14 protein-coding genes are annotated in these 18,899 nt (G+C 46.1%); all 14 read right to left on the reverse strand.

Going from position 1 to position 18,899, the window contains the following annotated elements:
- Positions 1–90: 90 nt before the first annotated feature.
- Positions 91–1,599, reverse strand: a complete 1,509-nt coding sequence (locus ACDJ59_RS10540) for a sulfatase (RefSeq protein WP_413408785.1) — start codon at positions 1,597–1,599, stop codon at positions 91–93.
- A gap of 16 nt (positions 1,600–1,615) precedes the next feature.
- Positions 1,616–3,640, reverse strand: coding sequence for an alpha-L-arabinofuranosidase C-terminal domain-containing protein (locus ACDJ59_RS10545; protein ID WP_413408786.1), 2,025 nt, complete (start codon positions 3,638–3,640; stop codon positions 1,616–1,618).
- 20 nt (positions 3,641–3,660) lie between these two features.
- Positions 3,661–4,575: a carbohydrate ABC transporter permease gene (locus ACDJ59_RS10550; RefSeq protein ID WP_413408787.1), complete on the reverse strand. Its 915-nt coding sequence runs from the start codon at positions 4,573–4,575 to the stop codon at positions 3,661–3,663.
- Entirely contained in the window at positions 4,569–5,531 is a 963-nt protein-coding gene (locus tag ACDJ59_RS10555) for an ABC transporter permease (RefSeq protein WP_413408789.1), read from the reverse strand. Before ACDJ59_RS10555 ends, ACDJ59_RS10550 begins: the two co-directional genes overlap by 7 nt.
- A gap of 51 nt (positions 5,532–5,582) precedes the next feature.
- Entirely contained in the window at positions 5,583–7,169 is a 1,587-nt protein-coding gene (locus ACDJ59_RS10560) for an extracellular solute-binding protein (protein ID WP_413408790.1), read from the reverse strand.
- Between the two features lie 110 nt (positions 7,170–7,279).
- Positions 7,280–8,134: a helix-turn-helix domain-containing protein gene (locus ACDJ59_RS10565; protein ID WP_413408791.1), complete on the reverse strand. Its 855-nt coding sequence runs from the start codon at positions 8,132–8,134 to the stop codon at positions 7,280–7,282.
- A gap of 201 nt (positions 8,135–8,335) precedes the next feature.
- Positions 8,336–9,415, reverse strand: a complete 1,080-nt coding sequence (locus tag ACDJ59_RS10570) for an aldose 1-epimerase (protein ID WP_413408793.1) — start codon at positions 9,413–9,415, stop codon at positions 8,336–8,338.
- Complete coding sequence (locus ACDJ59_RS10575) at positions 9,372–11,138, reverse strand: glycoside hydrolase family 2 protein (protein WP_413408794.1); 1,767 nt, start codon at positions 11,136–11,138, stop codon at positions 9,372–9,374. Before ACDJ59_RS10575 ends, ACDJ59_RS10570 begins: the two co-directional genes overlap by 44 nt.
- A gap of 50 nt (positions 11,139–11,188) precedes the next feature.
- The gene (locus tag ACDJ59_RS10580) at positions 11,189–12,955 is read right to left on the reverse strand and encodes a glycoside hydrolase family 2 protein (protein ID WP_413408795.1); all 1,767 of its coding nucleotides are present in this window, start codon (positions 12,953–12,955) and stop codon (positions 11,189–11,191) included.
- A gap of 85 nt (positions 12,956–13,040) precedes the next feature.
- Entirely contained in the window at positions 13,041–13,847 is an 807-nt protein-coding gene (locus tag ACDJ59_RS10585) for a carbohydrate ABC transporter permease (RefSeq protein WP_413408796.1), read from the reverse strand.
- Positions 13,847–14,737 carry a carbohydrate ABC transporter permease gene (locus ACDJ59_RS10590; protein WP_413408798.1) on the reverse strand — a complete coding sequence of 297 codons (891 nt, stop codon included), beginning with the start codon at positions 14,735–14,737 and terminating at the stop codon, positions 13,847–13,849. The genes ACDJ59_RS10585 and ACDJ59_RS10590 overlap by 1 nt, the downstream gene beginning before the upstream one ends.
- 79 nt (positions 14,738–14,816) lie before the next feature.
- Positions 14,817–16,109 (reverse strand): ABC transporter substrate-binding protein, encoded by a 1,293-nt coding sequence (locus ACDJ59_RS10595; protein ID WP_413408799.1) that lies wholly within the window; start codon positions 16,107–16,109, stop codon positions 14,817–14,819.
- A 188-nt stretch (positions 16,110–16,297) separates the two neighbouring features.
- Positions 16,298–17,239 carry an ArsR/SmtB family transcription factor gene (locus ACDJ59_RS10600; protein ID WP_413408800.1) on the reverse strand — a complete coding sequence of 314 codons (942 nt, stop codon included), beginning with the start codon at positions 17,237–17,239 and terminating at the stop codon, positions 16,298–16,300.
- Positions 17,240–17,469: 230 nt separating this feature from the next.
- The gene (locus ACDJ59_RS10605; RefSeq protein ID WP_413409772.1) at positions 17,470–18,861 is read right to left on the reverse strand and encodes a family 43 glycosylhydrolase; all 1,392 of its coding nucleotides are present in this window, start codon (positions 18,859–18,861) and stop codon (positions 17,470–17,472) included.
- Positions 18,862–18,899 lie beyond the last annotated feature (38 nt).

Below are 18,899 nucleotides of genomic sequence, written 5' to 3' on the forward strand. Positions count from 1 at the left end.
ACGGATAAAACAAAAAAAGCCGTCAGTATGACGACTTTTACGCCTTCTTATTTCAGTTTTCAGCTCAGCGCAACATATAACGCCCCGTACTTACGCATGCCAAATGCGTGGCATCGGCATGGACTCTTTACCAAGCTCTGCCCAAGCGTATTTGAGCAAAAGCTCCGTCTTTAACTGGGAATAATCTGGATCATCCCACAAGTTGCGAAGTTCGCCAGGGTCCTCCTGTAAATCAAATATTTCGCCATAAGTCTGGCGGTAGTACAGTGTCAGCTTATACCGCACGTCTACATAGGTTTTTTGATGAATCGTTGTAGGTTCATGATGGAATTCGCATAGTACATGATCGCGAGCCATCGAATCAATCCCCATCCAAACCTTACTCTGATCTAGGCCCGTCATTTCATTCGGAGGTTGAATTCCGCAAAATGACAAGAAGGTAGGTGCAAGATCGACCAGCGATTGAATCGCATCATTTTGTGTATCTGCCGGCACCTTCCCAGGATAACGAACGATGAAAGGCAGCCGAATCAGATCTTCATAATGAAAACCACCTTTATGCTGAAGCCCATGCTGCCCAAAAAAGTGTCCATGATCCGTTGTAAACACAACAATTGTATTATCATATAGCCCTAACTTATCCAGATGTTCAAGAATTTTGCCGATATATTTGTCCATCAGACTGATCATGCCATAATAGGTGGCGACCAGTTGTTTGCGCTCATTTTCTGGAGTCAGATGGGACTGGTAGCCATGAATACTGTGGCTGGTTTCCTGTAAATAACCAAAATCCGGATTCTCTTCCTGCGTTAGCTTAAAATGTGGAGGATTATGATCATGCTCTCCCTCTACAACAGAAGGAATCGTTAACGACTCCGGGTCATACAGCGTATCCCAAGGCTCGGGAACCAAATAGTCAGGGTGTGGGTCGAAAAAGCTGGACCATAGGAAAAACGGTTGCTCTTCCTCCCGATATTGCTCTAGAAGTGCATTCGTACGTTCGGCTATCCAGTTGTTATAATGGTACTCTTCAGGTATCGCCCATTTGTGTTTTACAGAAGGATCCATTGTTCCTGTCGGAGGAAGAAAGTAATCTCGCCAATTGGTACATCCCCTCTCCTCCAACCAACTAGCGTAGTGCTGTCCGACATGTGCTTCGTTTGTATGATTTCGCGCCAGCTCTACACGATCAAATCCATAAAATGGCCCATGAAAGGAACCCCAGAAGTCCAAATCCTGCAAGATCGGATACGACTCAAGGGAGGGATATTCTTCGGTCCCCCGAAGTGGCTGAAAATGTGCCTTTCCAACCAACGCTGTCCGGTAGCCATTCTCATGAAAGTCTTCGCCGACAGTATGGCGGTTCTCCAGCAGCTTCGTTCCCAACGTCCAAGCTCCGTGCTGACTTGGGTACATGCCGGTAATGATCGATGACCTGCTGGGCGTACAGACTGGACTCGGACAGTAGGCCCGCTTAAAGCTTGTTCCTTCCTGAGCCAGACGATCCAGATTAGGTGTCTCGATCTCGGAGTTGAATGCCCCAATGGTATTCCAATGTTGCTGATCGCTTGTAATTAACAAAATATTCGGTTTATTCATACTGCGCCCCCCTGATTCATCCCGTGGCCTGCTTGGTCTGGATTTCCAGTGCATAGATGGAAGCTGGACGCAGGAGATACCCCTGCTGCCAAGCATTTGTTGGAATGACACTCTGTCTACAAAGGATATGTTCAGGATCAAACACGGAATTAATGTCATCTGTGGAATTACCTATGATTTCATACAAGAGGGTTTCCTCGTCAGTGCTGAAAGCGGACAATCTAAGTTCAGCCTTTACAGCGTGCAAACTGCGATTCACCATAAATACAGTGACTAGGCTTCCGTCTTCATTCGTACAAGCCACTACGTCCAGGTCCGGTAGTGTATCAAGCAGGACGGGAGCTGACTTCAGGGTTTCGACCGAGAAAGTCCCGCTCACAACATCCACAGAGAGCAATCGCTGGATGTCCCGTCCCGCATAAAGCTTCAATACTTCATACGTGGGGGTTCCGTATACAACAAGCGGATGCCCGCTCCAACCGGGTACTTTGCCAGCGTATTGATCAGCATAGTTATCCCCTACGCGTATACATCCCCCAAGCCAGCCGTTCACGAGATCGGAGAAGCTGCCGATATGCACCACATCACTGCAACGGAGCATCTCATTCAGGTTTGCGGCATTGGCAACGGCTGCCCCCAGCGTATGCTCGTCAGGGTTTCCTTTTCTCACTGTGTTCGGATAGTACATGGTGTTGTATTCAGTGATGGCCAGCTTCACATGGTGATGCTTCTCATGCTTACGAATATGCTCCACGGTTTGCAAAATGTTGTCACGAGTCCATTCAGGAAAAGACGCCATAGCTTTATATCGCTCCTCAGCTGGTGTGTCCCGATTCATCCCGAACCGTCCATATCCGTGATACAGATGCAGCGTCAAATAATCCATATGTTCACCTGCAATATCGAGCACGGTCCGGTTCCATTCCTGATCGGTATGACCGCAGGCCAAAATAATGAGAGAAGGATCTGCTCTCTTCATGGCCTCGGCAAATAAAATGCTGCGGTGGGCGAACTGATCTGGGGAACAGTGACCCACCTGCCAGTCTCCCCATACTTCATTGCCAATTTCCCAATATCGAACCTGGTACGGCTCGGGAAAACCGTTCGCTGCGCGCCTTGCTCCCATCGGGGTTTCAACGCTTCCATTACAGTATTCGACCCATTTCGCAGCCTCCTCAGGGGTGCCGGACCCGTCGTTTATACAGATGAGAGGTTCCACCTGTAGTTCCCTGCAAAACTGGATGAATTCATCCGTACCAAAATATTTGCATGTCCACCCTCCCCATGCTTCGTTATACATGACTGGTCGTTCAAGTACGGGACCTATGGCAACCTCAAAGTGGTAGGCACTAATGTAGTTACCTGCGAGCCTCATCATGCCTGCATTAAGTCCTCTCGTCATCTCGACAACCTCAGGTTTCACTTGCCCAATGCTGTCAGCTGGCAGCATTGACACATGATCGATCCAAAGCATACCGGTCGACACGTGATCCAGCCATCTGGGATGCTCGGATGGCACATACAGCCGAATTTCGGCATCGGAACAGGCGCGGGTAACGAACATCTTGGCATCATAGTGCTCCCAGTTGTGATTCATGATTGGGATGGTTACCAGCCCAAGCTGCTCCTCCGTACGTCGATCCACCACTTCAAGAACCACATATTGAAGCTCGATGGACGCTCTCGCAACCAGCTTGAGCGAATATTCCATCGGTCCTTTTAATGCTGCGCTCTGTGCGATACCGGCATGCCCTTCATCATCGCTTAATATGCGAATGCGTTGAGCACGCCCCGAATGCCCCCGAGCAGGCGATTCCAGCGCATACTTTGTATTGCGCCCATTCGTATAGGGCCTCCAGCTTCCAGATACAGCTGTTCCTATTAACGCATCGCTTTCAAAATCCATGTCTTTCAAGGGATAGGCCAGCATGGCTTCCATGTGATCCCGAATATCTTCCACAAAATGCCCGAACAGATAAGGGCTGATGACATGTTCGCTTTTTTGGCTACAGTCGATTGTAATCGTTGCTTTCGAAGTCAATCTAAAACCTCCAATCCCAATTAACCTTTGATTGATCCAATCATCACACCTTTGACAAAATGCCGTTGCACAAAAGGATACATGATCCATACCGGCAAGCTTGATACGATGATGACCGCGTATTTGATGCTTTCAGCCAGCATAATCTTATCCTCCAGACCAACGGTGCTATCCATGGCATCGGATTGGCTGAACATCAATATTTCACGCAGAATCAGTTGAAGCGGATATAACGCTTCGTTGCGAATATAGATCAGAGCATTAAAATACGAATTCCAATGGCTAACCGCATAGAACAAAACCATTACTGCCAGAATCGGCTTGGAAAGCGGCAAAATAATGCTCCGCAGCAACCTCCAGTTCGAGCAACCATCTATGGAGGCAGCTTCTTGCAGCTCCCAGGGAATGGTCTGGAAATACGTTCTCATAACGATCAGATTGTACGTAGAGATCGCGCCGGGAATAATCAGCGACCAGATCGTATCGACCATGCCCAGATTTTTGATAAGTAAATAGGTCGGAATCAGTCCTCCACTGAAGAACAGGGTTAGTGTTATAAATAACATCAATATTTTGCGACCGGGAAGATCAGGTCTCGACAATGGATATGCAGCCAAAATAGTCATGATCACGTTGATCACCGTGCCGATCACGGTATAGAAGATCGTATTACGGTATCCCAACCAGATCTTTTCGTTATGCAAAATGTTGGTATAGGCATCCAGGGTGAAGCCCTTGGGCAGCAACCAAACCTCCCCGCTGAGTACTTTCGCCGGATCACTCAACGAAGCGCTGACCAAAAAAAGCAGCGGATAGAGCACGAGGACGATGATAACCGCTGCGATTGTGTAGACAATTGCGTCAAACACCTTTTCATCCCATACCCCTTTTGTCGTAGCTCGCTTGATCACTTGCTTCCTCCTCCCCTCTACCATAGACTTGTTTCGGATGTCTTACGCGCAATACGATTCACCAGCAATAGCAACGTAAGATTAATCACCGAGTTAAACAGCCCGATCGCGGTCGTATATCCATACTCTCCCTTGAGGATACCCGTTGTATAAACAAAAGTAGAGATCACGTCGCTCGCTTCGGAATTCAAGCTGTTTTGCATGAGCAATACTTTCTCAAAACCGATATTCATGAAATGGCCGACATCCAAGATGAGCAAAATGACAATTGCCGGAACAATCCCGGGCAGGGAGATATGCCAAACACGCCGTAATCGGGAAGCACCGTCGATCTTGGCCGCTTCATAGAGCTGCGGGTTAATCCCGCTAAGCGCCGCGATATAGATGATGGACTGCCATCCCATGTTCTGCCAGATATTCGAACCGATAAATATCGTCTTAAACCAACCGGCTTCCTCAATGAAGCGAATTGGCGTACCTCCAAATGTCTGGATCAGAAGATTGACCGGGCCACTTGTTGGAGAAAAGAATAAAGAGATCATGCCTACGATAACAACAACCGAAATGAAATGTGGGATGTACGTAATATTTTGCAGCCATTTACTGAAAGCTTTATTGGGAATCTCATTTATGATTAATGCCAGAAAAATAGGGATCGGAAAAGCAATCAATAACGAGAACAAATTGATGGATACCGTGTTCCATAGCAGCCTCCAGAAATAATAGGAATCGAAAAATCGTACGAAGTGCTCCAAGCCCACCCAGCTACTGCCACCAATTCCTTTGCCGGGATTGAAGTTTTTGAATGCAATTTGCAGCCCGTATAGCGGAGCATAATGAAAGATGAGATACCAGATGATGGGAAGAAGAAGCATCAGGTATAAATCATAACGTCTGGCCATTTGCCTTAGCAGCCCAATCCCCGGTTTTGAACGAGCTCGGGGCAAACCAGATGTGGGAACGACCCCAGCCTTTTTCATGAGCTTCCTCCTTCCTTGTTGCTTAAAGCATTCTTTCTGCAAAAACAATAATCATTTCTTCATCGAGTCGTAAGCATCCTGATACAGCTTTTCCAATTCGTCGATCTTCATCTTCTTCAAGGTGTCTTGGAATTCGTTCCATTGATCGAAGCTCAGTGAACCGACGATAAATTTCGTAGTCTGTTCCTCGTAATACTTATCGATGTCGTTGCGAAGGATTTCGACTTTGCGGGCGGTTTCCTCGTCAAACATCGGTGATGAGTAGCGAATGTCCGGCAAATACGGATCTAGTTTTTTCTGAGCTTCTTGTACCTGAGGAGGATTGATATAAGAAGCAACTTCTTCACTGATCAGATGAGGTGCGCCACCTCCAGCATAAGGGGTGATTTTTGACTGATTGCCAGAATTCAGGAAGTCCTCTTTGTAATAGGGGATGCCATCCTTAAGCTCGTAATGCTCTCCTTCTCTTCCGAATCGGAGCAAGGTTGAGCCTTCTTCACTATAGAAATAGTCAATCCAGCGCAGCGTCGCTTCAGGATACTCATTGACTGAAGTAATGGCGAACGCTCCAAAGTCTCGTGGAACCGGTGCGCCCTGGCTTTGCAGACGATCCCCGTGCGGACCCTCAAGAGGGGCTATTCCGGTATATTGGTCAGCAATCTTCAGAAACGGATTATTCGTTTGATCAAAGAAGAAACCGGTGTTTCCCGACGCCTGTTTGGCAAGATACTGAGCTTCTGTATGCGAGAAAATCTCGGGATCTAGCAGCTTTTCCTGGTAGAGCTTGTTCAGATACATGAGCAGTTCCTTATTGCGCTCGCTCCCCATCCAGATGTTCACCTTGTCGTCTTCCAAATTAATGTTATAGCCTAATTGCATATCCAAGCCGAATGATCCGCTCATCATCGCCACAATAGGCAATCCCTGACCCTGGCCACCGCCTGCACGTGCCGTCATCGGAATTTCATCCTGTTTCCCATTGCCATTAGGGTCTTTGTCCCGGAAGGCGGTGAGCACCTGATACAGGTCCTCGGTCGTTTCAGGCTCCTTCAGGCCAAGCTTTTTCAGCCACTTCTGATTGATCCACTTTTTGTCCATGCGTGCAGAGCTTAAGGTGACCACTGCGGGGAGACTGTAAATGTGACCTTCTGGGGTCGTTATCGCGGGAAGGATTTCAGGATACTGTTCCATCAGTTTCTTAAAATTAGGCGCATACTCGTCGATCAGATTTTCCAGCGGAATCAATTGGCCGGACGTTCCGTAACGAATGGTCTCCAGCGGACTAAGACCAGTGCGGAATAGCGCATCGGGGAGCTCATTTGAGGCGAAGAGCAGATTCTTTTTCTCTTGGAAACCGTCAGTAGGCACTTCAGAGAATTCCACTTGCACGTTACTATTTTTTGAATAATCCTGGAATATCGGCATATCCTTGAATGGGCCGTTCACAGGTGCAATTCGGGTGAACATCTTGAGCTTGAGCGGTTCTTTTACGATCGGAAAGCCCTCTTTACTCACATCAGCTGCATGCTTTCCAGGCACAGCCTCGTTCGTTGCCACGATGCCGGAATTACATCCGGATAACACTAGACTGAACATGATCATCGTTCTTAAGGTTAATTGCTTCCATGGTTTACGCATACACACTGCATCCTCCTCTAAAACATAGTATTACTAGAAATATAGTAGGTATTGAGTTATAGCATAATGTAACCTAATACAAATAGAAATAACATTTCGTTGTCAGTCATTTAGCATTTTGTTAGGGGCAGCATTCTGCTGCGAAAATTGGAAGGTGACATACCGTAATAGATACCAAAGGCTCTGGAGAATGTATACAAGTCCGTGTATCCGAGAGATAACGCAATTTCCGTAATGGATAATGCCCCGTTCTGCAGCATTTCATCGGCACGTTCCATGCGTAGCTTAATTAAATAATCACGTGGGCTTATGCCGAAACATTGCTTGAATCGGGTAGATAGATGCGATCGGTGCATGCCGGTGAACTCGGCAATATCTGCAACAGTAATGCCTTCGGCATAATGCATCTCCATATATTGCATGCAGGCTTTAAGCTTGTCTTCCATCACATTATGAAGTGGGCGTGACAGCATTTCGAACAATCGGTAAAACAGGATCTGAAGCTGTAAATCTCCATCCCTTTGACGGCCACCAATCTGTTTCATACATGCCTTCAACAGCTCTTCCATCTCGCTCGTGAGTTTGTTGCGCAAATACGGCTTCTGTTCCGTAATTTCAATTCTTCTTACTAGTGATTCCGCCTGTGTTCCATTAAACGCCAACCAGCACATGCGTAATGGAGATTCGGGATCGTATTGGGATACCCAATAGCTATATTTCACATTCGGGAATAGACAGAAAATACCACCTTTCGTCAGGGTCACTGTTTCTCCCATGCTGGACAACGTTACCGCACCGCTCAGCACAAAATGAAAGGAAAAACATTCGATGATTCTCGCACCAACGCTATAATTGGCCTTCGCCACATTATGTCCGGTCCGTAGTGGCCAGAGCCCTCCTAGCTTCTCAAACTCATTCGGCGTGTAATAATAGATGTCTGCGTATTCATGACCGTAATCCTTCATAGCCCTCACCCCATAAAAAAAGACATAGCAGGTTGTAACTGCTACGTCTCTAGTTTTCTAGTAAACACTCAGTAGATATAAGTTGTTCGCTGGATTGTTTTTCTATTATACTATTGGGCCTGCTTCCATCGTCAAGAGATTTTATGGACAGTAAAGGTTTCGATATTAAAATAACTACGTAAACTGCTCCCCATTTCGCCTTTACTTATGCGATTGACGTACATATAACCTACTAGTTTCCTCCCATATTTCTCCCATTTCCAAACTGAATAATCCAACTTCATCCAGTTTCATGTCCAGATTGGGAGCATTCACAAGGTTAATCTGGGGTTCCGGACAGAAAAATCCTCCCTGTGCACCATTGTTCCAGATCATCCACTGTTTATAGGACGTTCCCACATCATAGATTAGCGACACGCCACTTTTGGTATCGTGTAGCTCCATCCGGTTCCGCCCATTCTGCGGCACTGCAGTGTAATGGTTATCCATCTCGGCAAAAAAAGGGTACACTCCCGAATCACGCATCTGTTCTTCTTCGGGAACGAATGGCTGAAAATGTGTCGTTGGTAGCATGCGTTCGTCCAGTTCCCATCGGTCTCCTACGGTCAGCTTGAGTTTGTAATCACGAGCCGATCCATCTGCGGTAAATGGAGCATTTATGGAGGTATGGAAGGCAAGCAGGCATGGCATCGTTGATTCTCCATGATTGCGAATTTTCACATGCTGCATAAGTCCATCACTGCTTAGTGCGTAGCGTAATGTAATGCTGAAGCTGAACGGAAAGAACGAGTACACCGGATGGTTCTCATCGATTGTAATAGAGACGGATACATAGCTTTCCTTTCCCGTATGACCGTACTCCTCCACTTTCCACGGGATATTATACAAAAAACCGTGTAAGTGATTGCCCGTAGCTTCTTCATTGACCGGGAGTTGAAGCATCTCTCCATTCCAGGCAAACTGTCCATTTTTATAACGGTTTGGTGGAAACAATACAGGAATTCCGTGAATCATCGGTCTGGCTTTGAAAGATGTCATCTCTTCAGGTGTCGGTTCATGCAAAAATTGATAATCTTGTACATGATCACGATAAGCAACCAGGTTGCCTCCGATTTCTGGAAGCATCACAGCTTCATAGGAACCGTAGCGCAGATAAATGGCCTTCTCCCCTTGATAATCACCTTCTGAGGATGCACTTGCTGCACTGGTAGTATTTGTGTTCAGTCGCGTTTCCCCCTTATTCGTTAACGGATGATGGGTTATGACCATCAATAATGGCACGAATCTGTTCGATCGGCATTTTCGGCTGTCTGTCATATGTCAGCAACCCGTTGATTTCCTGCTCCACATCCGTCAACTGTGTATAACAAAAGCCTTCCACCACAGGAGAATCCAGCAGTGGTTGTATCACGGCATGCAGTCTCTCCGCAAAGTCTTTATCATCCTCTGCTCCGGAATAACCCCAGCCTTCCCAATTGCTCTTCTTGTACCCGATTCCGCCAAATTCAGTAATCAATATCGGTTGGCCATCATAACGGTGCCCTCCTACGCTTAAATGACGATTACCCGGAAGGCCGTTGACCGCATTTTCCCTGGATCGATACCGTTCTTCGAGAACCTCCTTTCGCCATTCGTAATCATGGATATTGTACAAATCGGTCTGAACCATCTCCCAACCATCATTGGAAATGACCGGTCGGGTTGGATCAATCGACTTGGTCAAATAATACATGGATAAGGCATGATACTGCTGTTCCTTGCTGGTCAAAATGTTTGGTACACCCCAACTTTCATTAAGAGGTACCCAGACCACGATACATGGATGATTGTAGTCCCGATCTATTGCCTCCTGCCATTCTCTTGTCATTCGGGAGACATATTCCTGTGAGAATTCATAGGCATTAGCCATTTCTCCCCAAACCATCAGACCCAGTTTGTCACACCAGTACAGATATCTTGGATCTTCGATCTTCTGGTGTTTTCTGGCACCGTTAAATCCCAGTTCTTTCGTCAGTTCCACATCCTGGCGGATTGCTTCGTCACTCGGCGGAGTTAGGTTGCCATCTGGGAAATATCCCTGATCCAGAACCAATTTCATAAAGTAAGGACGATTGTTCAGAAACAACCTACCTTGTTCAATCGAAATTTTCCGCATGCCGAAATAGCTATCCACTTCATCGCTCGGTACACCGTCCACTAGCAAAGTAAAGTGGATATCATACAGATTAGGATGCTCCGGTGACCAAAGCCTTCCAAGTCCGTGCTCGTTAAAGGTATGAAGTCCAATGGTGCGACTCTCTTCCTTGGCACTGATCCGGTACTCATCCGCAGTTAGTTCCTCCCCCTGGTAGGAAATCTGTACACGCAGTCTGACATCCCGCGCATCCAGTGTCCCATGGACATAAGAAGTAACATTTATTTGGTTCCGGTCAATATCCGGGGTCATGCGCACTTTCTGCAAGTGGATTGGGTCCACAGCCTCCAACCATACCGATTGCCATATGCCAGTCGTACGAGTGTAAAATATTTGTGCGGATTGCTCCTGCCAAAATTGCTTCCCGCGGGGTAACGTCACATCCTTGCTGTAATCCAGCGCCTGTACCGTTAATACATTGGTTCCCTCTTGCAAAACGTCTGTAATCTCGCCATGAAAAGGGGTGTGTCCCCCTTCATGCCGAACCACAAGCTGTCCATTGACCCAGACAAAAGCTTCATAGTCCACGGCTCCGAAATGCAACAGCAGACGGTTGCCTATAAACCCATCTGGAATTTCAAATGTGCGTTTATACCAGACGTTGTCGTGGAAATCCGGATCTCCAATATCGCTAAGCTGACTTTGAAAGGCAAACGGAACCTGAATGCGACGACTGAACGATTGGGTACCTTCGCTCCATTTTTCTGAACGTCCACGATGATCGTCATCAAATTCGAATTCCCATTGCCCATTCAGACTCATCCAGTTTTGTCGCACAAATTGCGGTCGTGGATAATCTTCTCGTAACATTGTGATTTACACTCCTGTTCCCCATGAATCTGTAATGTATACTTGAGGCTTCATGCCAGATTGATTTTGCGGATGACTTCCAGCGGCACTTTCGGCTGACGATCTTCCGTCAACAGACCATTAATCTCCTGCTGCACGTCCGTGACCTGTGTGTAACAATATCCCGAAATATAGGGAACAGCTTTGATCGCTTCGGTGATGGAACGAAACCGTTCGATAAAGGCTTCAACCGAGTCCACCTGATTGCCATAACCCCAGCCTTTATCCGATTGGAAAGCAATCCCGCCGAATTCACTGATGATAATGGGTTGTCCTTTATAGTGGTAACCTTCGGCAAAAGCAAACTTCCATCGATTGGAAGCGGTTTTGTTATTTACGATCATGTCCTTATCTTGATACCGTTCCGAAAAAGCTTCTCCTGACTCCACATAATCATGGAGTGTCAAAATATCCGATACCGTATGCTCCCATCCGTCGTTGGTAATAACCGGGCGATAGGGATCGATGGCCTTGGTCAGATGATAGATGGATTGCGTAAACTGCTGCTGTCTCACCTCGTGGGCTATCGTAGGTATTCCCCACGATTCATTAAACGGAACCCAAGTAATGATGCTGGGATGATTGTATTGCTGTGGTACAATTTCCAGCCATTCTTTGGTGAACCGGGAAACAGCCTCATCATTGAACTCAAAGGTCGCCGCCATTTCCGACCAGACCAGCATGCCTTTTACATCACACCAATATAAAAAGCGTGGGTCTTCCAATTTCATGTGTTTACGGATTCCGTTATATCCCATCTCGGCAATTTTATCGATATCCTCAATCAGTGCTTCCACTGAAGGCGGGGTCAAATGGCTCTCCGTCCAATAGCCCTGATCCAGAATCAGTCTTTGGTACAATGGAGCATTATTCAGCAGAATCTGCCCATTTTCAATGGATATTTTTCGCATGCCGAAATAGGAATGAACCCGATCGATTTCCTTCCCATCTTCGTACATCACAAACTCGATATCGTATAGGTTCGGTGAAGCCGGAGACCACAACGACTGTTTCCATGGCCCACCCGCTTCATGTTTGACACTGGCTTCAACGGTCATCCAAGGTCGATCTGGAGACAGACTGATGGATTGCACATGCTGACCCTTCAGCTCAATCCTTGTTTCCAAACGCAAGTTGTTTTTTCCTTCTATTCCATTTAATTGAAAGTCCAAACGTATCATATGACGATCGATATCCGGTGTCATCTTGACCATTTCAACCCTCGCTTCACTTACATGCTCCAACCAAACACTTTTCCATATGCCGGTGCTTTGCACATAAAAGCATTCAAAATTTTCATCCACCCAGCGTTGTTTCCCCCGTGGCTGCATCGCGCTCTGACTGTCTTCTACTTCAAGAACAATATTGTTCTCCGAACCGTAAGTGATATAAGGTGTAATGTCGAAGGAAAAAGCCGCATATCCCCCCTCATGTTCACCCGCAACCGTTCCGTTCACCCAGCATTTGGCGCGATAATCTACACCCTGAAAATTCAAAATGGTTCTCTTCCCTTTGACCTCCTGAGGGATGACGACTTGCTTGCGGTACCAAACTAGCGGATGAAACGTCTCAATCCCGATTCCGCTCGCCTGTGTTTCATAGGTAAAGGGAACTTTAATTTGGAGTCCTTCCGGAAATTGAGCTTGATCATACCAATGCTCGCTTTCGCCCACCTGATTGTCATCAAAACTAAAGTCCCATTCTCCATTCAAATCCAGCCAGTCCTTACGTACAAATTGTGGTCTTGGGTAATCTTTACTGTAAAATTTAGTCGTCATATCGTTTCTCCCATCTCTTTGAGCTACATTGGCTCGCTGGCCTGAAATAGCTGCTTTGTTTTTATGAAATTCGTACTTGCTCACATTATCCCTTAATTCCGGACATACTGATTCCCTTGACAATCTGCTTCTCGAAAATGATAAACAGAATAATAATAGGAACTGAAGCCACTGCATTGATGACCATGGGTTTTACATAATCCTCGGAGTATTGACCCATCAGCGTAGGAATGCCCATCGGTAGTGTAAATAAATTATCATCAGTTATGGACAAGAACGGCCACAGGAAATTGTTCCAGGAACCAATAAACGTCAGAATGGCCATGGAAGCCATTGCCGGACGGGTGAGCGGTAACATAATGCTGGTGAAGATCCTCCAGAAGCCACCACCGTCAATCTGTACACTCTCCAACAGATCATTGGGAACACCGTCAAAAAAACTTTTGAGTACGATGACAGCTACGGGCGAAGCAAGAGCCGGAATAATAAGTCCGCTGTATGAATTCAGCAAATGAAGATCTTTCGCCACCTGATAGAGTGGAATAATGGTAGCTTCCCCTGGAATCAACAGCCCTCCAAGGATGAAAAAGAAAACAATGGTACGGTAGCGAAACGGTACCTTTGACAGCGCAAACCCCGCCATTGCTGCAAAAATGACAGTGAGCACCGTTACAACCACTGCCACGAACAAACTATTGGCAATCCATTGAGACAATTTGGTCGTCGTTAGAATCTCTTCGTAAACGGCTAAAGAATAGGGAGGTTTGAACCAGTCCAGCACTGTAATGATCTTCATGCCTTCTTCCTTAATTGAGACGACAAGCATCCACACCAGCGGAGCCGCAAACATTACAGCCATCAATGCAGAACCCGTACGAAACAGCCACTTCATCAGCTATCCGCTCCCTTCCGGTTGTTAATCCAGTATTGCAGCACCGATAACACCAGTAGAATGACGAATAAAATATAGGACATCGTCGCGGCATAACTGAGGTTATTATTCTTAAATCCGGTTTGATAGATCAACTGAATAATTGGACGAGTCTGATCCAACGGCCCCCCGCCCGTAATAACATATATCTGCATAAATACTTTGTATGAAGCGATGATTTGCAGCATCGTTATGGTTTTGGTCAGTGGAGCTAGATAAGGAAGCGTTATTCTCCAGAATATCTGAGTATCACTTGCACCATCCAAACGTGCAGCTTCATAGATCTCATCCGGGATCTCCTGCATTGCCGAGAGATACAAAATGAAATTAAAACCCACCGTCCACCACAAGGTAATGACTGTAATGACGATCCAGGCCAGGCTCGTTTCGGTTAGCCAAAAAATTTCGCTGTTTTGGGGTAGCAGCCCAATGAGGTGCAGTACGGAATTGACGAAACCCGTATAAGGCTGGAATACGAACAACCCTAGGTAAGCTGCGACAGCAACCGAGAGTACACTTGGGATAAAAAAGATAATCCGGTAGAACTTTTGCAAAACCGATTTTCGATTCGCAATCAGTGCCAGCACAATGGAGAGTACAATCATGGTCGGAGTACTTAGAAAAACAAAGAAGGTCGAGTGCCATATCGCTTCCCAAACTTCCCTGTCCTGAAGTACCTTGCGGAAGTTATCCAGGCCGACAAAATCCATTTTTTTAATTAGTGTCCATTTGTAAAAGGTCATTTCAATGCCTTTGATCATCGGCCAGATCGTAAACAATACATAGACAATTAGGAATGGAAGCAGAAATACAAGTGCCTGCATCTCCAACCTCATTTTTTTGAACTTCATACCCGTCTCCCCTTTGATTGACACGCAAGCCCGCGATAATGCTTACCCTTGCGCAACGCTTGCGTGTCCCGTCTTCCTTCTATTCACTCAGTATTTTCTGAATGCCTGCCTCCATGTTGTTCATGGCATCAGACGGTGTCATTTTGTTGACCCATACTTCATTCAAAAATTTAAAGGCGACTTCTTCACGGATTTGGGCAGTTTTGGTTGATTGTTTACTGAACTTAACGACACTTGCCACCTCGGAGTAATCGCTGCGATAAGGCATATCCTTAAATTCCTGTTTTTCTAGAACGGATGGTTTGGAAGGAATATGGCCAGCTTTGGCCCATACTTGGCCATTGTCTGCAACCCAATCGGCGAATATCATGGCCGCTTTACGTTTGGCTTCGTCTTCATCCTGAGTCAAAGGCAGAACAATCGTGTGGGAGTCTCCCCATGTTGCTTCCTGATTATAAAATTTGGGAATCGGCATAGCACCAAATTCAAAATCTTTGGTGGATTCCCAGGTTCCTGTTGTCCAGACACCCGTCATCGTAATTGCGGCAGTTCCACTTTGGAAATTTTTATAGAAATCCGGATCATTTTTCTTGATATAACCTTCGGTATATAACTTCTGGATGTAATCGGCTGCCTGGATCCCTTTTTCTTTATCAATAGCCGCGGATTTCAGATCATCCGATACTACATCATTGCCACCCAACTGCGTATACAACGACCACCATAGACGGAAAGGATCATCATTGTTATTGGACAGTGCAAACGGAGTAGCCTTGGCCGGCAACTTTTCTTTTAGTGTCTTAAGGAAACTTACAAAACCATCAGCCGATTGCTCCAACACCGGTTTTCCATCTTCGCCGAGCAGACCTGCTTCTTTAAGTAACTTTTTGTTGTAGAACATGATAAAAGCATGTGTATCAATGGGCACTGCATAATGCTGACCGTCCACTGTAACCGCATCCAAAAGATTCTGGTTGTAAGAATTCCAGTCCACATCTGCATCTGTAGCGGGTGTGTCGAGCTCAGTTACAACGCCTTGATCGATTAGATCGGGCAGCCTGGAGGAATGGGAAATACCGATGTCAGGTCCATTGCCATTACCAACAGCAGTAATCAGTTTAGTGTAATACTCACCCCATGCCAGCTTGGTATTTTTCACTACAATGTCAGGATGGGATTTATTGAATTCGTCAACCAATGTCTGCATGTTCGCACCGTCTCCACCATCGAATAGCGTCCAGAAAGACAATGTCACTTTTCCATCACCGGAATCCCCTTCTCCAGCACCGCTATCGCTTCCATTACATGCGCTTAGAACCATTGATAGTAAGAAAAGTATTGTGAGTGCCAACAAGCCCATTCTTCTTTTCATGCGAGTATCCCCTTTGTTCTTGTTTTATAGATACAAACGATATAATCAGTTTATTACACTAATATTGTATCTATACGGGGATTATATCGATGAAATCATCCAATGTCAACGCTTTCAAATGGTTTTTATGTAATTATTAATCAAAAAACAAGCCTTAGTTACAGTATATCCGCAACTAAAGCTTATTTTCACCACATTTCCTGATCCATTGCATAATTCAATGTCATTTTAATATTCTGATCATAATCTCCAAATTGCCGTCCGAAGAGGTTAATTCCCCCTTGATACACGGCATCTGGTTTAATGCCTACACGCATTCTCAACTTATGGGTGTCCTGCAGATTAAGCTGATTCAACGTCACAGTGGAAATTTTCTCCATGTCCAGAGTTGTCTTTTCCCTGTCCACTCGCCATGTCTTCAACAATCCATACTGAGTAGACCACTCGTACCACCAGGCAGGATTCAGTTTGCCTCTTCTGTCTCCAAAATCTCCGGGACACGTCCAGGTGCCAATATCTACACCATTAATCCAAACAGAGATATCCGATGGCCAGTTGTGGTCGTAGTTAGGCGCTTCGGAGCAGATTTCCATGGACAGTTCAAGCGATTCAATCCGAGCCCCAGTCGGGATCTCAAGTGGCATTAAATATTCTACATAACCCTTGCGGAACCACATAATTTGGGCTCCAATATGTTTGGGGTGAAAAAAGCTGGCAGGCTCGTCTTCTCTTATAATCATCCCATCGGCACTCGCCATGCCGCAAGTAGGAGATACTTCGCAATCACTATAATGACCAATAGGCATATCTACCTCATACACCTGTACATCCCCTTTGGGTAGGGCCTTCTCCGTATTCAACGCAATGTGAATGTCATCATAATTGCGGCTACATACCTTCATAGCTCCGCGTGAAGCGGGCAGCAGTTCTGTATTAATTAACCGTGCTGCTTCCAGTACCTTGATGTTGCTTGCTACGGTAGACACTGGAAGTTTGAGGGCTTCAGCGATTTCTACGATATTCAGATTCTTCAAAATCAGAAGGCGGAGAATATCAACTCGGGAGCGTGTGGATAAGGCATGAGTCACTGTCACAAGCTTGTCCGGATCATCAAAACTAAGCTCAAGCATTACAATTCCCACCTCATTTTATGAGTATATTACAATAATTTTACTGGTATACCCCAAAAGAGTCAATATTACTGTATTAAATTATTTATTTTGTATCAAACAGAGTTATTGCATGTATACCCTGGATGGCCAGTTCTGCAGGCTGGAACTTTGACATTAGATGCATAACGACAAAACCCCGCCAAGGTCCGCGAGGGCCTGACAGGGTTCTGATCGTATTATATTGACATCTAGTTCACAGGTTTAATATCAAAAAAGTCCAGTTCTCCATAACCTACACCCTTGGAAAAGCGAATTTTATTCACACCGGCATTCAGCTGTACTCGGGCAGTAGACATTCCCCAGTTCTCCCACCCTTTGTTAGTGATATGAAAAGGACTCGCTGTGCCACCATTAACACTCAGCAATAGATTGGACCAGTTGCCACCAGCAGTACCATTTGCCGTTCTTGCCAGCAAAATATATTGGCCAGCGGACGCTGCATTCACATTAAATTCTACATAGCTGTCGACTGTATCGATATGTCCTGCTTTCATGCCCCCCGAACCGGAAGGACTTTGAGAAGCGTAAGCAATCCCGCCGAACGTCCCCTCTTCACCTTCGTATCGAACAACTGACTTTTCTCCCGAAGGCAAGGCAATTGGAGCATTGGGATTCACCGGTACCCCCAAATTCGGAGTATTATCAGCGTTCCATGTGAATTTTTGCAACCGGATCTCCCGATTCCAACCGGAATTGTTGAACTTCGCTGTATGGTACATGATCCAGTCTTCGGTTCCATCAGGAGACTTGGTAAAGGAATGATGCCCCGGACCATATAGGCCGTTTCCGGATTGGAAGATGGGCTGACTGCGCTTGCTCCAGGATGCCGGACTCAGCAAATTGCTGGAGGTGCTGGCAGTAATAAGACCAAGGCAGTAGTTATTGGTCCAACTGCCACTTGCCGAGTACACAAGGCTGATTACCCCATTTCGAACGATCACTTGCGGACCTTCGTTCACGTTCGGGGAATGATTCGTTTCCCAGGCGTAGGTTGGTCTTGCAATTTCCACACGATTCGAATCGATGGTCCAGGGATTGCTCATATGGGCGATGTACAGGTTCTGCCGCACATTCGTGTCGCCTTCCCATCCTGACCAGATGAAGTAAAGCTGTCCGTTGGACTGCAGCACCGTACCATCAATGGCCCACTTGTTCGTCGGGTCCGTGATTTGACCTTTATATTGCCAGGTTCCCTGGGTCGGATCAGCGGATGTGTTTTCCATAACGTACATGCGATGATTGATGTTGTCTCCGTCATCCTTGGCATAATAGATGTACCATGCGCCATTGATATAGTGAAGTTCAGGAGCCCAGATGCCGCAGCAGCCTGTATTCACCACTGTGGTTGGTGCTGCATCAATGGTTGTTAATTGAGCAGACTTCCAGATCGTTACGTTACCACCTGTCGTTTTCGTAAAATAATAGAATCCATCTGTATGCTTATACACCCATGGATCTGCCCCGTCCTGCATGACAACATTATAGAAGTTATTCTGCGTGGTTGCAGCATGTGATATCTGCCCCATGGGAAAAATGAGAAATGCACATAAGGCCAACAGCAATTTTTTCCTGTAATTCATGATTTTCATCTACAGTCACACTCCCTATCGGATTATGA

The sequence above is a fragment of the Paenibacillus amylolyticus genome (assembly GCF_047302515.1).
GTDB lineage: Bacteria > Bacillota > Bacilli > Paenibacillales > Paenibacillaceae > Paenibacillus > Paenibacillus amylolyticus_G.